The sequence below is a fragment of the Silvania confinis genome, from assembly GCF_025564085.1.
GTDB classification, from domain to species: domain Bacteria; phylum Pseudomonadota; class Gammaproteobacteria; order Enterobacterales; family Enterobacteriaceae; genus Enterobacter; species Enterobacter confinis.
The window spans coordinates 178,762-195,307 of sequence record NZ_JAMGZJ010000073.1; the positions used below are offsets into that span (position 1 = coordinate 178,762).

Annotated in this window: 15 protein-coding genes; 7 read left to right on the top strand and 8 right to left on the bottom strand. The window is 59.2% G+C overall.

What is annotated here, in order from left to right:
* Window positions 1-281: 281 nt before the first annotated feature.
* Window positions 282-1,295 (top strand): LacI family DNA-binding transcriptional regulator, encoded by a 1,014-nt coding sequence (locus M8013_RS09675; protein ID WP_418939532.1) that lies wholly within the window; start codon window positions 282-284, stop codon window positions 1,293-1,295.
* A 23-nt stretch (window positions 1,296-1,318) separates the two neighbouring features.
* Here the strand turns inward: M8013_RS09675 and M8013_RS09680 are convergent, their stop codons facing one another.
* From M8013_RS09680 to ftrA, 6 genes are all read right to left on the bottom strand, one after another.
* Window positions 1,319-2,326, bottom strand: a complete 1,008-nt coding sequence (locus tag M8013_RS09680; protein ID WP_271267586.1) for a LacI family DNA-binding transcriptional regulator — start codon at window positions 2,324-2,326, stop codon at window positions 1,319-1,321.
* Window positions 2,327-2,444: 118 nt separating this feature from the next.
* Window positions 2,445-3,791: an MFS transporter gene (locus M8013_RS09685; protein WP_271267587.1), complete on the bottom strand. Its 1,347-nt coding sequence runs from the start codon at window positions 3,789-3,791 to the stop codon at window positions 2,445-2,447.
* A 196-nt stretch (window positions 3,792-3,987) separates the two neighbouring features.
* Window positions 3,988-4,926, bottom strand: coding sequence for a dihydrodipicolinate synthase family protein (locus M8013_RS09690; protein WP_271267588.1), 939 nt, complete (start codon window positions 4,924-4,926; stop codon window positions 3,988-3,990).
* Between the two features lie 10 nt (window positions 4,927-4,936).
* The gene (locus M8013_RS09695) at window positions 4,937-6,583 is read right to left on the bottom strand and encodes a signal transduction protein (protein ID WP_271267589.1); all 1,647 of its coding nucleotides are present in this window, start codon (window positions 6,581-6,583) and stop codon (window positions 4,937-4,939) included.
* A gap of 20 nt (window positions 6,584-6,603) precedes the next feature.
* Window positions 6,604-8,196, bottom strand: coding sequence for an FGGY-family carbohydrate kinase (locus M8013_RS09700; RefSeq protein WP_271267590.1), 1,593 nt, complete (start codon window positions 8,194-8,196; stop codon window positions 6,604-6,606).
* A 294-nt stretch (window positions 8,197-8,490) separates the two neighbouring features.
* Window positions 8,491-9,462: a transcriptional regulator FtrA gene (ftrA, locus tag M8013_RS09705; RefSeq protein ID WP_271267591.1), complete on the bottom strand. Its 972-nt coding sequence runs from the start codon at window positions 9,460-9,462 to the stop codon at window positions 8,491-8,493.
* Between the two features lie 110 nt (window positions 9,463-9,572).
* Here ftrA and M8013_RS09710 point away from each other — a divergent pair, with 110 nt between their 5' ends.
* The 5 genes from M8013_RS09710 to M8013_RS09730 all read left to right on the top strand — a co-directional run bounded on the left by M8013_RS09710 (window position 9,573) and on the right by M8013_RS09730 (window position 14,289).
* Window positions 9,573-9,968 carry a rhodanese-like domain-containing protein gene (locus tag M8013_RS09710; RefSeq protein WP_271267592.1) on the top strand — a complete coding sequence of 132 codons (396 nt, stop codon included), beginning with the start codon at window positions 9,573-9,575 and terminating at the stop codon, window positions 9,966-9,968.
* A gap of 108 nt (window positions 9,969-10,076) precedes the next feature.
* The gene (locus M8013_RS09715) at window positions 10,077-10,580 is read left to right on the top strand and encodes a DUF1993 domain-containing protein (RefSeq protein WP_271267593.1); all 504 of its coding nucleotides are present in this window, start codon (window positions 10,077-10,079) and stop codon (window positions 10,578-10,580) included.
* A 213-nt stretch (window positions 10,581-10,793) separates the two neighbouring features.
* On the top strand, window positions 10,794-13,094 hold the full coding sequence (locus M8013_RS09720; RefSeq protein ID WP_271267594.1) for an FdhF/YdeP family oxidoreductase: 2,301 nt from the start codon (window positions 10,794-10,796) through the stop codon (window positions 13,092-13,094).
* A 95-nt stretch (window positions 13,095-13,189) separates the two neighbouring features.
* On the top strand, window positions 13,190-13,597 hold the full coding sequence (locus M8013_RS09725; RefSeq protein WP_271267595.1) for an antitoxin Xre-like helix-turn-helix domain-containing protein: 408 nt from the start codon (window positions 13,190-13,192) through the stop codon (window positions 13,595-13,597).
* On the top strand, window positions 13,594-14,289 hold the full coding sequence (locus M8013_RS09730) for an RES family NAD+ phosphorylase (RefSeq protein ID WP_271267596.1): 696 nt from the start codon (window positions 13,594-13,596) through the stop codon (window positions 14,287-14,289). Before M8013_RS09725 ends, M8013_RS09730 begins: the two co-directional genes overlap by 4 nt.
* On the opposite strand, the gene M8013_RS09735 is transcribed toward M8013_RS09730, so the two are convergent.
* Window positions 14,286-14,609 carry an AzlD domain-containing protein gene (locus M8013_RS09735; RefSeq protein WP_271267597.1) on the bottom strand — a complete coding sequence of 108 codons (324 nt, stop codon included), beginning with the start codon at window positions 14,607-14,609 and terminating at the stop codon, window positions 14,286-14,288. The two genes, M8013_RS09730 and M8013_RS09735, sit on opposite strands and share 4 nt — an antisense overlap.
* Window position 14,610: 1 nt before the next feature.
* The gene (locus M8013_RS09740; RefSeq protein ID WP_271267598.1) at window positions 14,611-15,345 is read right to left on the bottom strand and encodes an AzlC family ABC transporter permease; all 735 of its coding nucleotides are present in this window, start codon (window positions 15,343-15,345) and stop codon (window positions 14,611-14,613) included.
* Between the two features lie 114 nt (window positions 15,346-15,459).
* Between M8013_RS09740 and M8013_RS09745 the strand changes: the two genes are divergently transcribed.
* Window positions 15,460-16,296, top strand: coding sequence for an AraC family transcriptional regulator (locus M8013_RS09745; protein ID WP_271267599.1), 837 nt, complete (start codon window positions 15,460-15,462; stop codon window positions 16,294-16,296).
* Window positions 16,297-16,546: the final 250 nt, after the last annotated feature.

A 16,546-nucleotide genomic window follows, 5' to 3' on the forward strand; every position in this document is an offset into this window, starting at 1 on the left:
TTTGTCGGTCAGGCTTATTTGCGACGTCACACTGATTTTGTTCACTGTTAAAATGTATGACGTTCACATCCGCGTGCTACATACAATACCTGGCAAATGACGCAAACAACTCCCCGCACCGAAAACTGCAATCGACCTCACAGAACGCAATTTATTAAGCGTAAAAAGGTGAACAGGATCGCGAAATCACACCATGTGAACGTATGACATTTTGATATAATGTTGGGAAATCACAGCAATGAAACGCGCTGTTTACGCCACGTAAAAAGAAAGGATTGAGGGTGAACAAAAACAGAAATGCGACGCTGGAAGATGTCGCTCGCCATGCCGGGGTCTCCTACCAAACCGTCTCCCGGGTGCTCAATAAATCGGTAAACGTGGCCGAAAAAACGCGCGTTCGTGTCGAACAGGCGATTGAGGATCTGCGCTACGTGCCTAACCGTCTGGCGCAGCAGCTGGTCGGCAAACGGGCCCAGACGCTGGGATTAATCACCACCTCCCTTGCGCTGCATGCCCCGTCGCAAATTGCCGCATCAGTAAAAAAACATGCCCGTGAAGCGGGTTATCAGGTGCTGATTTCGATGATTGATGAGAGCGACGCCACGGCGATCCAGCAGTCGATCAACGATTTTAAATCCCAGTTTATCGAAAAAATCCTGATCAACGTCCCGCTGGAAACCCCTCTCGCGCAGCAACTGGCTCAACACAACAGCGATGTCACCTGCCTGTTTCTCGACGTCGCCCCGGACAGCGGCGTGTTTCACGTGATCTTTGATCCGGCAAACGGCACCCAGGAGAGCGTAAAGCGCTTATGCGAACTGGGCCACAACGACATCGCGCTGATGCCCGGTCCGCAGCAGGCTATTTCGGCTAAATTACGCCTGGAAAACTGGTTAAGCAGCCTGGCGACATGCAATAAAACGCCCGCCGCAGTGATTTTCGGTACCTGGGATGCGCAAAGCGGTTATGACGGGGCGCAGCAGCTTATCGACAGTAAGGTAGCGTTTAGCGCCCTGCTGGTCGGGAACGACCAGATGGCACTCGGCGCGCTGAGCGCATTAAGCAAGGCACGCATCGCGGTACCTGAGCAGGTGTCGGTAATTGGCTACGATGACAGTTATGAAAGCGCCTTTTTCATTCCGGCGCTCACTACGGTGCGACTGGACCTCGACGCTCAGGGTAAAGAAGCGGTGGCCAGGCTGCTCGCCGCCACAGAGGCCAGCACACCCGGCAATGACATTTTGCCTGCAGAATTTATTGCCCGGGATTCGATTGCCGTCAACCGCCAGGGATAACGCAGGCCGCGCGAGCGGCTTCGCTACAGGCTTGCCCGCGCGCGATGGATCAACGTCATCGGCACAATCGCGCGGACATTCTCGTCCCCGCCATTGATCAGATGCAGCATCGCGTCCACCGCTTGCTCTGCCCAGGCGTCCTCATTCTGGCGAACCGACCAGATATTATTGGATAAAAATCCCAGCATCGGGTGTTCATCGAAGGTGCCGATATTAATATCCGCCGGGATAAAACCGAAATGGGAACGCAGTACGCTGAGCGCGCCCTCCAGCACCGGCAGAGAAGAGGCGATAAACGCCGGTGGCGCCGCGTTGTGCCGGGCCAGAAACTGCTGCATCAGCTTTTCGCCGTCTTCGCGCCGGTTGTGCGCGGTCTCGAGGATCCACTGCTGGCAATCCGCAATCCCCTGCGCTTCCAGCACCGAGGTGTAGCCCTTCATACGCTCTTTGATGGTCGGCTGCTCGGTGTCACCGGCCATAAAGAAGAGTGGCAGCTGGCCCGCGCTGAACATCGCCTGGGTCAGGGCGATACTGCCCCGGCGGTTATCGCTCACCACCAGCGAGGTGTCGGTGCCGTCGAAATCACGGTCCAGCAGCACCAGCGGGCGCGAAGTGCGTTTCAGGTGATGGTTTTGCGCCTGCAGCGACGAAGGCACGACGAACAGGCCATCGACGTTACGATCAACCAGCGCATCGACCAACGCATTTTCCTGCTTCAAATCGCTGTAGGTGCAGCTGATCATCAGCTGATATCCCGCTTCGCGACAGCGGATCTCCAGCTTTTCGGCAAGGGTGGCAAAAAAGACGTTCGACAGGCGGGGAATGATAAGACCCAGAGTATCGGTCTTATTCAGCTTCAGGCTGCGGGCGGCGTGGTTGACGGTATAGCCGTGTTCAGCCACGTAGTCATTGATGCGCTTTTGCGTTTTTTCGCTGATCCGATATTGCCGGGCTTTGTTGTTCAGCACCAGGCGCACGGTGGTGATGGAAATGTTCAGCGCGGTCGCAATGGTCTCGACTGTTTTGGCCATGGGGTACTGAGTCCGGTGAATGACAAAGTGTTAATTTATCATTTTTGCTGCTTCGAAGCAGCAACAGACGATGAAAAGCGCCGATCGCGGCCAGGGCTTTCACCCTGGCCGACTCGCATTACAGAGGGTCTTTGGTTAAATCCCGTTTAGAGGTTTCCGGTGCACGCCATGCCGCATAGGCGGCCACCAGCGCAGCAATCACTACGTAGCTGGCCACCAGCGTCCAGTCATTGTTGTCGAGCGCGGTTAAGCCCTTGGCGATAAACGGCGTAAAGCCCCCCGCCACAATCGCACCCAACTGCGCACCAATCGACGCCCCGCTGTAGCGCACTTTCGGGCCGAACATCTCGGTAAAGAAGGACGGTTGCACCGCGTTAATGGAGTTGTGGGCGATGTTAATCAGCAGCACATAGCCGAGCACCATCAGCACAAAGGATCCGCTTTCCAGCAGCCAGAAGAACGGGAAGGCCATCGCCGCCGCAAACAACGCGCCGAAGATGTACACCGGTCGGCGGCCCACTTTGTCGGACAGGGCACCAAACAGCGCATGCATCGGGAAGGCCAGTACGCAGGTCATCATCACCACGCCGAGCATGGTCTGTTTTTCGATCCCTAAAGTACCCGTCGCATAGGAGACGGCAAACACCGTACACATAAAGAACGGTACGCTTTCCGCAAAGCGCAGCAGCATGATCAACACAATGCTGCGCCACTGGGTACGCAGTACCTTCACCACCGGGCTTTCTTCTTTTTTAGCTTGTTTACTTTGCGCTTCGCGACGACGCACTTCCTGGAACACGGGGGTTTCATCGAGCCGACGACGCATATACAGGCCAACCAGAACCAGCACCACGCTCAGCATAAACGGAATGCGCCATCCCCAGGAGAACAGCTGCTCATCGGGCAACATCATCACCAGCGCGAAAATGCCCGTCGCCAGCAGTTGGCCAGAGAAGCCGCCGGTCTGTGGAATTGCACCGAGCAGGCCACGACGATTAGCGGGTACGCTTTCGACCACCATCAGCATCGCACCGCCCCACTCCCCACCGACCAGGAAGCCCTGGATAAAGCGCAGGATCACCAGCATCACCGGGGCCCAGATCCCAATCATGTCGTAGGAAGGCAGGCAACCAATCAGGAAGGTCGCGGTTCCCATCCCGCCGAGGGTAATCAGCAGCGTAATTTTACGCCCCAGCGTATCGCCCATATGACCAAAAAAGATGCCGCCCAGCGGACGCGCAATAAAGCCGACGCCAAAGGTGGCAAACGAGGCAAGAATACCGACCATCGGGCTGACGGTCGGGAAAAAGACCTTGCTGAAAATCAGCGCGCTCGCCAGGCCATACAGCAGAAAATCATAAAATTCGATGCTGTTACCGATCCAGCTTGAAACCACCACCCGACGAATACTCGCTTTATCGAGTACCGCCTTTTGCGTGACCGGCATATCAAGAGTGACTGACATAATATTAACCTCATGGGTTTCATCAGAGTGCGTGGCGCAGTCCGACGTCGCCTGCCATTACGCTGGCAGACGAAAGTTGTAGGGTGCTGGATACATGTTTTTATTTTTCAGTTACTGCGTCATCGTGACCGATGACCTTTTGCTGCACGCTCGTTAATCCATTAAGGGGCGTTAAACGCACAAAATCTTCTTTAATTCAAAGTGATAACTGTTTTTTCAACGCGTCGCCGAGACGCATCATACTGTTAATGGCCTCTGGATAAAAACTTGCCGCGTACGACTGGCTACTTCTCGACCGACAGGCGTAAGCGCTGAAGTTACCAATTTGCTGCTGCCAGAACTTGGCGCACACCGGGTAGTCCAGATTTTCGGCCAGCGCTGCGGTGGATAAGTAATCTGCCAGCAGCTCGGCTTTGTGCGGTTCCTGGCGCCAGTTTTCAAACAGCCAGACGTACAGCTCGGGGTGGAAATTGGCCATCACGCCGCTGTAGGCCTGACAGCCTGCGCGCAGCGAGGCCAGCAGCGTCTGGCTGTTGGCGTTGGCCAGATGCAGGCGGCTGCCTTCGCTCAGGCGCAGGCGGCGCTCCATCACCGGCAATGCACAGCTGGTGTCTTTGATAAAGGTGTAGCGACCGCTACTGGCACACCAGGCAATCACCTCATCCGATAACAGCCGCTTATAGGGATACGGGCATTCATAAATGCCGAGGTCGATGCGCGCCGGCAGAGCGGCGGTGAGCTGCTGCAAACCGCTCAACACCTGCGCATCGCTCTCGTCGGCCTGCGCAAGCCGGTTGCTGATCAGGATCAAACCGTCGATCCCGGTCTGGGTCATCGCTGTTAGCTGTTCAATCTGCTGGCTGGTACCCGTCGCGGTATGCCCCGATGCCACCACCGGCACACGCCCCTCGACCCGCTCAACGATAAACTGCACCACTTTGCGGGCTTCATCGTCGCTTAAAAAGAACATCTCGCTCGACTGGCAGGCTGCGAACAACCCGTGAACCCCGGCATTCAGATACCACTGAACCAGTTTCTCCAGCGCGGGCCAGTCGATTTCTCGCCGTTCGTTAAACGGGGTCAGCATCACCGGCCAGACGCCGGTATATTTATTGGCTTCAGTACGTTCTTGCATGCTCTCACCTTTACAGTAATTTGATGGCATCGCCCGCAACCCACACGCGGATCCCCTGGGTTAGCGACTGGGCGACAAACGCCCGGAAAATCGTCTCCAGATGTTCCTCATCGACGTACGCCACCGTCAGGTGGTTACTCTGATGCCCGGCCATCAGGGCATCGCGGCTCACGCCATCCAGCACCGCGTTCAGCAGCGGCCATTCATAGTTAGTGGCGCGACGGCGGCGTTCAAACTCCGCCGACGGCAGTTCAACGGCATGCCCGGTGCCGATGTGCATCATCACCTCAGTGCCCTCATAGTGTGCGCGGGCCCAGATAAAGCGCCCCGCTTTGCCCTGTCCGGCGATGGTGGAACCGCCCGCCGGGAAGAACATGGCAGGTTGACGATAACCGGTCGCCCCGGCAATTCCCCCTTTCAGGTGGGCAAACGGCACGGCGCCGGAGATCTCCAGATCCCAGTAGAAGGTTCCCTGATAGTCACTGCCCCAGCGGATATCGTGCAGAGTGGTTTCTGCGGGTTGCCCGAACGCCTCCAGCAGCCGCCACAGCATGGTCTGCGGGATCGCCGTGCCCATATCCACCTCGTTAATACAAGGAATGGCTTTGTCGGGCCAGATAATGTCACCCTGCTCATCCGGGATCGGGAAGCGATCGGCATTGCCGATTGCCCCCTCGGCAAAGTCAGAGGCGGCACAGCTGTCTTTCAGCCCCTGCTGATACTGCACGCCGACGGCCGACAGGCCAAAGCGCTTCACAAAGCGCGCCATGGCGATCATCATCGCGCACTGCTCCAGCACCTGTTCGCGGGTCAATTCGCTGGCACCGTCGCTGCCAAAACGGAACTGCATCCCGCGCTCCTCATACCAGCGCAGGCACGCTTCGCGCAGCGCCGGTGGCACTTTCTGCATCTCCACCAGCAGGGCCGACTGGGATAACGACTCCACCGGCATCCCGACCTTGACCATCGCCTGCTGCGGGAACACCCCGTTAATCATCCCCATGCAGAAGGTGTCGAACAGGCCGACGATAGCTTTGTGCTGCAGAATATACTCGCCCACCTGCCGCCCCTGCTGCCCGGCTTCGGTAGCCATCACCGCATGGGTCGCCGCGACCGGGTGCAGGTAGTTAAGGGCATGATTCACCGCGCCATCACGCAGCCAGGTCGCCAGCTTTTGCTCAAACATCGGGTCGTCAAAATTCTCCGACCACAGGCGGGAGTAGTTTTTGCCGAGGCTGGTTAAACTGCCCGCCATGCACAGCATCCCGACCAGACCGGGCCAGGTGCCGTCGAAATTCGCCAGCAGCAATACCGGGCCGCGATGATGTACCAGCGACGGCGCGATATGGTGCGAATACTGCCAGGCGGTGAGCAGGACAATCAGCGGCGCGTCAGGATCGATGGCCGCAAACAGGTCGCTGCCCTCGCGCTGACTGCTGATAAAACCATGCCCGCGTTCGGCATTCACGGGATGGGCGCGACGCATGCGATAGCCGTGGCGCTCCAGCGCCGCCTGCAGCTTCTGCTCAAATTTTTGCTGTACCGGCCAGCAGGCCAGATTGGCAGACTCGCGCAGATCGGCGTTGGTGACCATCAGGATCTCGTGGTCCTGAGCCACGACAGGCGTGGGTGCCGCCGGTAAATTCAGTGTCAGCATATTCAGTTCCTTCATCGTTGTTATTTGACCCATTTGTGCATCGCCTGCTGCGCCTGCTGCTGCGGGTGATACATCTCCAGATAAACCTGATACTTCGCCTGGTGAAAATCCGCCGTCGCGGGATCGGCCCTGACAACCCCACCGGATCGCACCATCGCATCGGCCGCCAACGGCAGCGTGGCGTATTGCCCGCAGGCCACCGCCCCCATCAGCGCGGCCCCCAGCGTGACGGCGTCTTCTTCGGCGCTCAGGGCGATATCGCATCCGGTGATATTGGCGTACTCGCGCAGCCACAGCGGGTTTTTGGTCGCGCCCCCGCAGGCGGTGATCCGTTGAATATCGTGTCCGGCGTCACGCAGGGTATCGATAATGTGTCGGGTGCCGTAGGCGATGGCCTGCAGGGTCGCCAGATACAGCCGGGCCAGCCCATCCTGGCCGGATTCCAGCGTCAGGCCGCTGACGACACCCCGGGCAAACGGATTAGCCCGGGGCGAGCGATTTCCGTGGTGATCGGCCAGCACGTGCAGCTGCGCGGTCGGCCAGGCTTCGCGCGCTTCCAGCGCCGCCACCCACTGGTTGAGGACGGTATACACGCTCTCCCCCAGCACGGTCGCCTGCGCCTGCAGTTTCGGCCAGAGGGCGCTCTGGCGAAGGGTCCACTCCACCAGCGCCCCCGCTGCACTCTGCCCGCCCTCGTTCAGCCAGCGATCCGGCAGCATCGCCCCCCAGTACGGGCCCCATACCCCGGGCACCATTACCGCCTCAGGGCTGACCAACATATGGCAATTCGAGGTACCGCTAATCAACGCCAGATTGCCCGCCGAGTTCGACGCCACCAGCGCCAGACCGCCCGCATGGGCATCAATCATGCCGCTGGAGACGATCACGGCCTCCGGGAGGCCAAATGCTGCCGCTGTGGCGGCATTCAGCGTTCCGGCACGAACGCCGGGGGCTAACACGCTGGCCGGGATCTTGCCCGGCAGTTCATCCAGCCCCACCGCCGCCAGCAGCGTATGGCTGAAGCTGGCTTTGTGCGCCAGATAATTCCATTTGCAGGCCAGGGTGCAGACGCTGGCGACATCGGCTCCGGTCGCCCGCCACACCAGATAATCGGCCAGATCGAACAACCGCCAGGCGCGCTGGTAGCGCTCGGGAAAGTGCCGTTTCAGCCACAGCACTTTCGGCAGCTCCATTTCAACGCTCACCTCACCGCCCACATAGCGCAGGGCCTCATCGCCGGTGGCGTTAATGTCGAGGGTCTCCTCGGTGGCACGGTGATCCATCCACATGATGATGTCCCGCTCGGCTTCACCCTGCTCTGCGACAGAAATCCCGCGCCCTTCGCGGTCCACCACCACCAGCGAGCAGGTCGCGTCAAAACCGATACTGCACACCGCCTGAGCAGGGATCGCCGCATCCGCTATCGCCTCGCGTACCGATTCGCATACCGCCTGCCAGATATCCTCTGACGACTGTTCGACAAAATTCGCCCGCGAAGAGAACTGCTGAATGGGGCGAACGGCGAACGCCCGTCGCTGACCTCTGCGGTCAAAAATCCCGGCTCTGACGCTGGCGGAACCCACATCAATGCCAATGAAAAATGGTTCGTTCATGATGCTAACCCTGAAAGCTAACTCGAGTTAGCAATTTAGATGCAGCCCATCCGCGCGACAAAGACTTTGCGTGGATTATGTGATGGCGTTCATGATCAATAATTTATGTGAATGTTTATAAAGGGGAATATTTTGGAGCTGCAGCCTGAAGGGTGAAAATCGCGTAGTGCTTCTGGAATTGCCCGGCGGCGCTTCGCTTGCACGGGCCTACAAATACCCAATAATACTTTGATATAAAAGGTTTTGTAGGCTGGGTAAGCGCAGCGCCACCCGGCAGAAATATGGGCGCAAACGTCAAGCCGACTTCGCCCCAGGTTCTGCAAATCGTTTCCGGTATGCCGCCGGCGTGGTTGTAAAATGGTGTTTAAAGTGATGACGCAGCGTCGCCACGCTGCCGAACCCAGCCAGCTCCGCGATCCGCTCAAGCGATAACGCACTGTTTTCCAGTAAATCCTGACAGCGCGCCAGACGGGCGTTGAGTAACCACTGAGCCGGGGTGCTGCCGGTGGTGGCGGCAAAACGGCGTAAGAAGGTGCGCGGGCTCATGCCGACAAACGCCGCCAGCGAGGCAACGCTGTGCGGGGCGGCGAGATGGGTATGCAGATGATCAAACAGCGATCCGAGGCGATGCCCCTCGTAGGCAACGGGAACGGCCTGCTGGATAAACTGGGCTTGCCCGCCATCGCGATGCGGGGACACAACCAGCCGACGCGCCACCTGATTTGCCGCCACCGAGCCATAGTCCCGGCGGACCAGATGCAGGCACAGGTCGATACCCGCAGCGCTCCCTGCGGAAGTCAGCACGTCGCCGTTATCGATATACAGCACGTCCGGCGTGACCTGAATGGCCGGGTAACGCTGCTGCAGTAAGTCGGTATAGCGCCAGTGAGTGGTGGCCTGTCGATGGTCGAGCAATCCGGCGGCGGCCAGCACAAACACCCCGGAGCAGATCGACATCACCCGCGCCCCCCGCTGATGCGCCGCCACCAGCCGGTGGCAAAGCGCGGCGGGCACCGGCGTCTCCGCGCCTCGCCAGCCGGGCACCACGATGGTTCCGGCCTGATCCAGCAGCTCCAGGCCACCATCAACCACCAGCCGGACGCCGCCCGTAGCACACAACTCCCCCTGATCCACGCCCGCGACCGCAAAGCGATACCAGTTCTCGCCCATTTCAGGGCGCGCCAGGCCAAAAATTTCGACGGCCACGCCGAATTCAAAGGTGCATAAGCCGTCATAGGCCAGCACCACTACCAGAGGATTGTTCACCGCCGCACCCGCGTTATTTTGTCATGATCTTGATGGTATATGGCATTTCTGCCAGCTGTCAAAACCACACCGCGCCCCTAGAGTAAAGACTCAATCTACAAGGAGAGAATATGAGCTACGTAATTGATTATCCTGCCGCTGATGCCGATCGCGCTGCTGCGCACTTTTTACAACGACTGAGTGTGGAAACGGATTGCGACGATGTGCACAGTGCCATCAAAAACGGCGACATGGATTTTGTGCTGCTGCACGTGGTGGGCAGCCCGCAGGCGTTTGCCCGCCGTCATATTCCGGGGGCCCTCCACCTGCGCCATCGGGATATCGACGCGCACCGCATGGCGGCGTGGCCCGCCGGGACTCTGTTTGTGGTCTACTGCGCCGGGCCACACTGCAACGGTGCCGATCGGGCGGCGCTCAAGCTGGCGCAGCTGGGCCTTCCGGTCAAAATCATGATCGGCGGTCTGACCGGCTGGGCCGACGAGGGTTTTGCGTTTAACGCGGCCTAAGGCGGCGCGCGTTTGCGCCTGACAAATCGGCTGTTTCGGTTTACCCTGGCATACCGGCCAGGCGCGTAGCGTCTGACCGGGCACTCAATAACGATTAAGGAGTTTGCAATGTCACTGTATAGCGAAACAAAAGCACAGTTCATCCATGGGCTGCATAACCTGAGCGCGATCCTCGAAAAAGCGCGCATCTGGGCGCAAGAAAACGGCACCACCGAAAGTGCATTGCTGGAAGCAAAACTGGCGGACGATATGTTCCCGCTGGTGCGTCAGGTGCAGGTGACCTGCGATATGGCGAAGCGCGGTGTGGCCCGTCTGGCCGATATCGACGCCCCGGTGATGGAAGATAACGAGAGCACAATTGAGCAGTTACAGACCCGGATCGCCACCACCCTCACGTGGTTAGAATCGGTGGCTGATGCGCAGCTTGACGGTGACGATGAGCGCCCGATCATGGTGAAAGCGCGTGAACATGAACTGCATTTCACAGCCCGTAGCTTTGTCTTCTCCTTCGCCGTGCCAAATTTCTATTTCCATTTCACCACCGCTTACGACATTTTGCGTCAGGCAGGCGTACCGCTTGGAAAACGTGACTTCTTAGGCAAGATTAACTGATCCTGCACCGGCCATGACCTCCCTGTCAGGGCCGACATTGGCCTTATCTACCCGTCGCCGGATACTGGGTGTGTGCCGGAATATCCACCGCCTGGCGGCCCGGGATCGGGTGGCAGGGGGAATTGCCTGACGAGCTTGTGCCACACTCAAAGGAAGCGTCATTACTGCTGGCTGAAATCAGCCGCCACCCCGATACCCCCCACAGGAGCATTCATGAGTAACCACAGACGACAGGTTCCAGGCATTCACCACTACGCCGGCCCGGCGGGCGGTTGGGGGGCCTTAAAAGCCACGGCGATTGCGGTGCGCACGCAGATGGATGTCTTTGACGCGCCTGCGACTCTGCTGCGCACCAACCAGCCCGACGGTTTTGACTGTCCGGGCTGCGCGTGGCCCGACAAAGAACACAAGTCCACCTTTCAGTTTTGCGAGAACGGTGCCAAAGCGGTGACGTGGGAAGCCACCACAAAGCGCGTCACCCCGGAATTTCTGGCGCAGCACACCGTCAGCGACCTGTGGCAACAACCCGATTTCGAGATCGAGGGGCTGGGCCGCCTGACGCACCCGCTCGCGTATCATCCGCAGAGCGACACCTTTCGCCCGGTCAGCTGGGAGCAGGCTTTTGCCCGCATCGGCGAGGTGCTGCGCGAGCTTTCGCCGGATCGGGTCGAGTTTTACACCTCGGGGCGCGCCTCGAACGAAGCGGCGTTCCTGTATCAGCTGTTTGCCCGCGAGCTGGGCAGCAATAATTTTCCCGACTGCTCCAACCTGTGTCATCAGGCCACCAGCATCGGCCTGCCCCGCTCCATCGGGATCGGCAAAGGCACCGTCTCGCTGGAGGATTTTGATCGCACCGAGCTGGTTATCTCCATCGGACATAATCCGGGCACCAATCATCCGCGAATGATGGGCACCCTGCACGAGCTCGCCCGTCGGGGCGTGCCGATCATCGTCTTTAACCCGCTGCGGGAAACGGCGCTGGAGCGCTTTGCCGATCCGCAAAGCGTGGTCGAGATGGCAACCTACAGCGCGACCGACATCGCCTCGACGTACTTCCAGGTCAAAGCCGGGGGCGACGCCGCAGCGCTGAAAGGCATTGCGAAGCATCTGCTGGTGCTGGACGCCGCACGCGGTAACGTGCTGGATCACGACTTTATCGCCCGTCACACCGCCGGTTTCGCCGAGTTTGCCGCCGATATCGCCGCCACGGACTGGGAGGCCATCGAGCAGGGTTCCGGCTTATTACGCCCGCAGCTGGAAAGCGTCGCCGAGGCCTACGCGAAATCGAACGCCACTATCATCACCTACGGCATGGGCATAACCCAGCACAACAAGGGCACCGCCAACGTGCGCCTGATTGCCGATTTACTGCTGCTGCGCGGCAATATTGGCAAGCCCGGGGCGGGGATTTGCCCGCTGCGCGGCCACTCCAACGTACAGGGCAACCGGACGGTGGGGATCAACGAAAAACCGTCGGCGGCGTTTCTGAATAAGCTGGAAGAGGTGTTCGGCTTTACCCCGCCGTCTGCTCCCGGCCACGACGCGGTGCAGGCCGCGCAGGCGATGCTCGACGGGCAGGCTAAGGCGCTGATTTGTCTTGGCGGTAACTATGCGGTGGCGATGCCCGACCCCGCCCAGGCCTTCGCCGCGCTGCACAAGCTGGACCTCAGCGTGCACGTGGCCACCCGGCTCAACCGCACCCATCTGCTGGTGGGGAAAGAGACCTTTATTTTCCCTTGTCTCGGACGCACGGAGCTGGATATGCAGCGTGCGGGCCCACAGTCGATTACCGTCGAGGACTCCATGTCGATGGTGCATGCCTCGCACGGTAAACTCCCCCCGGCTTCGCCGTTGCTGCGTTCGGAACCGGCGATCGTCGCCGGGATCGCCCACGCCACCCTGCCCGACAGCCGCATCGACTGGCTGGAGCTGGTGGCCGATTACGACCGCATCCGCGAACGAATCGAGCAGACCCTGCCGGGCTTTGACAACTTCAACGCGCGGATCAGGATCCCCGGCGGTTTTCGGCTGCCGCTGCCGCCGACCGAGCGCATCTGGCCCACCGCCACCGGCAAAGCGATGTTCTCGCTGTTTGAGGGCGTCGAGGAGAACAGTCCGGGCGTTGGCGAAAATGTGCTGCGCCTCGTCACCCTGCGCAGTCACGATCAGTACAACACCACGCTGTATGCCCTCGACGACCGTTATCGCGGGGTATTTGGCCGTCGCGACGTGCTGTTTATGAACGAAGAAGATATGCAGCAACTCGGGCTGGAGCACGGCGACCGGGTGGATATCACCACCGCGCTGCCCGGCAGCACGCAGCGTCTCGACGACATTACGCTGGTGGCGTATCGCATTGCCCAGGGTACGGTGGCGGCGTATTACCCTGAAGCCAACGTACTGGTTCCCCTCGACTATCTGGATAAAGAGAGCGGCACCCCGTCGTACAAATCGGTACCCGTGCAGTTGACCCTGCGCTCAAAAGAGATCCGACAGCCACCGAAAGGCCGTTAACGAGGGAACACGGCATGCTGTCTTCGAATGGACAAATTTGGATATTTAGTCCATGCTGAGACAACATAACTCTTTCTTAGCACAGGGAGCATCCCATGACGAAGCACCTGAACCCGGCCTCACTAGCCCGCGGCGATCGCGATTTAATTGCCATCCGTGCCGCTATGAACATCCTGGACAAATGGGGCTGCAACAATGAGCAGCAGCAGAACATTCTGCAACTCTCGCGGGCGGCGCTGTACAAGTACCGCCACAGCGACACGCAGAGCGCCTCCCTGAGCCATGACCAGCTCACCCGGATCAGCTACCTGCTGAATATGCATTCGGCCCTGCGCATCGTGTTCAGCAACCCCGAGAACGTGTACGGGTTTATGGCCATGGCCAATCACAATGCCTATTTCAACGGCGCCACCCCGCTGTCGTTTATTGAGGGAGGCGAGTTTGGCAACCTGCATGAAGTGGCGAAGCGCGTCGACGTGCTGCGCGGAGGCCTGGCCGGATGATCGATGATCCGATCCCCACAACGGCACTGCTTCCGCTGAAGGGCTACCGCCTGCTGCACACCAAGTATCCGGCCATCTACGTGTTCGAAGACGTTGCCAGCCCGGAAGAGTTTGACGTTCTGTACGAGATCCAGAAATTAACCAACCCGCGCCTGTCCATCGAGGTGGGGAACCTTAACCTGCTTCCTCGCGAGGAGTGGGTGCTGGGGATCCGGGGTGCGCATTACGCCATGGCCGCCTTCACTCACGTCAATCCTGACGGCAGTCGCTTTTCAAACGGCGATTTTGGTATTTATTATCTGGGTGACAGCGAGGAGACGGCGCTGGCCGAGATTGTCTACCATTGCCAGCAATACTGGCAGAACGTGCCCGAACTGAAGTTCGAACGCTTCGAATACCGCTGCCTGGAGACAGAGTTGGGCAACGCCGCTTTTGCCGACATTACCGGCCTGCCGGGTACGCATCCCTGGTACCATCCCACGGACTACAGCGAGCCGCAGCAGCTGGGCGCCCGATTACGGGTAACCGGCGTAACCGGCGTGACCTACCGCTCGGTTCGCAGGCCTGCCGGGATTTGCTGGGCGCTCTTAACGCCCAAACCCATCACCAGCATTATTCAGTCATCCCTGCACCAGGTCATCTGGGATAAGGGGATTGTCAGCGTCAGCCAGGTGACGTCGGTGCGGGTTTAAGTTGCCAGAAAATAGCCAGCGGCGGTAAACGCCACTACCCCGGCAAGCACCGTGGCAAACAGTCCGCGAGTGATGATCCCCACCAGAGTGGCAAACCCCGCCGCCAGCAGCGCAATGCTGATCCCGGAAGGGGTCATCGCGGGCTTACTTAACAGCTCGGCGGTCACCAGCGCGGCCATAATGGCGGTGGGAATAAAGCTCAGCCACTGCTGCACGACGCCAGGCAGACGAAAGCGGGACAGCAGCAACACCGGCACGGTGCGCATCAGGGCTGTCACCAGCGCAGAGGCCAAAATCGCCAGCACAATATGTCTTTCCATCCTATTTTCCTTTCCGGGTGCGTAACAGCACTGTTGCCAGCGTCGCCGCGAGAGAGGCAGCGACAATCACCACCAGACTGAGCGAACCACTTCCGGCGCAGACCAGCGTGATCGCCACTGCGACGGCAATGTTCAGGGTTTCCAGCATTTTGCGGCGGCTGGCAAACCACATCATCAGGATCAGGCCGATAAACATCGACACCAGGCTGAAGCCCAGTCCTTCCATCAGTGACGCCGGTAAGGTGGTGGCCAGCCAGGCGCCCATTACGCAGGCAACAATCCAGTTCAGCCAGGCCGTCACGTTCAGGCCCAGCATCCAGGCGTAGCTGATTTTGCCCTGCGGGCTGCCGTGCTGCACCGCCACGCCAAAGGTTTCGTCCGTCAGGAGCAGCCCGCTGACCATTTTTTGCAACGTGCTGTAGTCGCGAAAAAACACGCTCATTGATGAGCTCATCAGTAGGTAGCGCAGGTTAACCAGCAGCACGCTCAGCACCACTGACGCCATTTCGGCCCCGGCGGCCCACAGGGAATAAAACAGAAACTGCGCCGACCCGGCGTACAGGGCGGCAGCCAGCAGGGCAATTTGCCCGGTGGTAAAACCGGAGAGCGTGCCAATCGCTCCGGCGGCAAAGCCAATGCTCCAGTAGCCCGGAATGGTCGGCAGGCAGGCCGCAACACCGGCACGGAATTCGCCCGACGTGGACGTAGCCTGTCCGGTGTTTATCTTCATCAACATCTCTTTTTCCCTTATATTACTTAGCTCAATAACAATCTTACGAATTAGCTGGAATCGCTATAGTAAAATCCTGCTCAGCCGTGAAATTTACGCAGGCAGGAAGAGGAAGCGGACGTGGTGCAACAAAAACGCGATGAGATCAGCCTGTGGCGCGACAGCCAGCTGCACGGTGGGATGGAGATCCTGCAGGCCACCTGCTATGAGCACAGCTACCCGCCGCACTTTCATGATGAATTTGTGATCGCGGCGTTTGCCCGTGGGGCGCAGCGTACCCGGGTGTGCCGGGAAAACGGCATTGCCGCGGCGGGTTCAGTGATGATTATCGCCCCCGGTGAAGTACACACCGGTGAAGCGGTGCAGCGTGATGAAGGCTGGGATTACTGTGCGTTTTATCCGGGTGAAAGCCTGGTCAATGAGGTCGCGCAAACGGTAATCAGCGGCAAAGGTGAAGTGAATTTCGGTACGCGCGGCATTCGCCACGATCCGCAGATGGCCCGCCGCATGCTGCAGGCGGCGGGAGTGATCAAACAGAGTCAGGATCCGCTGGAAAAAGAGTGCGTGATGTATCAGATCCTCAACCTGCTGGTGGGTCATTACGGCGAGCGCACTGTTAAAGGATCGCGTCAGGGCTTTTTGCGCGCGGATATCCGCCACGCCATCGACTTTTTGCACTGCTCCTATACCCAGTCCCTGTCGGTGAAAGAGATTGCGCAGGTGGCAGGCTTAAGTGAATTCTATTTTATGCGCACTTTCCAGAAGATGACCGGACTGTCCGTGCACCAGTATTTGACGCAAATCCGCCTGATGCGTGCCAAAGCGCTGCTGGCCAAAGGGATCAGCGCGGCGCAGGTGGCCAGCGACATCGGGTTCTTTGATCAGAGCCATTTGATTAAACACTTCCGGGCGCATTTTGGTACGACACCGGGGTTGTTTGCGGCGGCGTCCTTGTAGGGTGAGGCCACCTGCACAGACAGGACGTACTGGTTTAGGGGTGAATATGCGGCTGAGGGGGTGGTTCCGTTCACTTTACGCTCCTTGCTACTTGATATGACCGAACCGGTGAACGTGCCATGGCGGCTCAATCCCCGCCGCCCTGGCAACCCGGGCTCCCGGCAAGTAAATCGTCGCTTCGCGATACCCTCGGCTTGTTCCTTCCGGCTTCGGGTCGGGCGAGATCCTGCATCCATGCAGGTCACGCCCT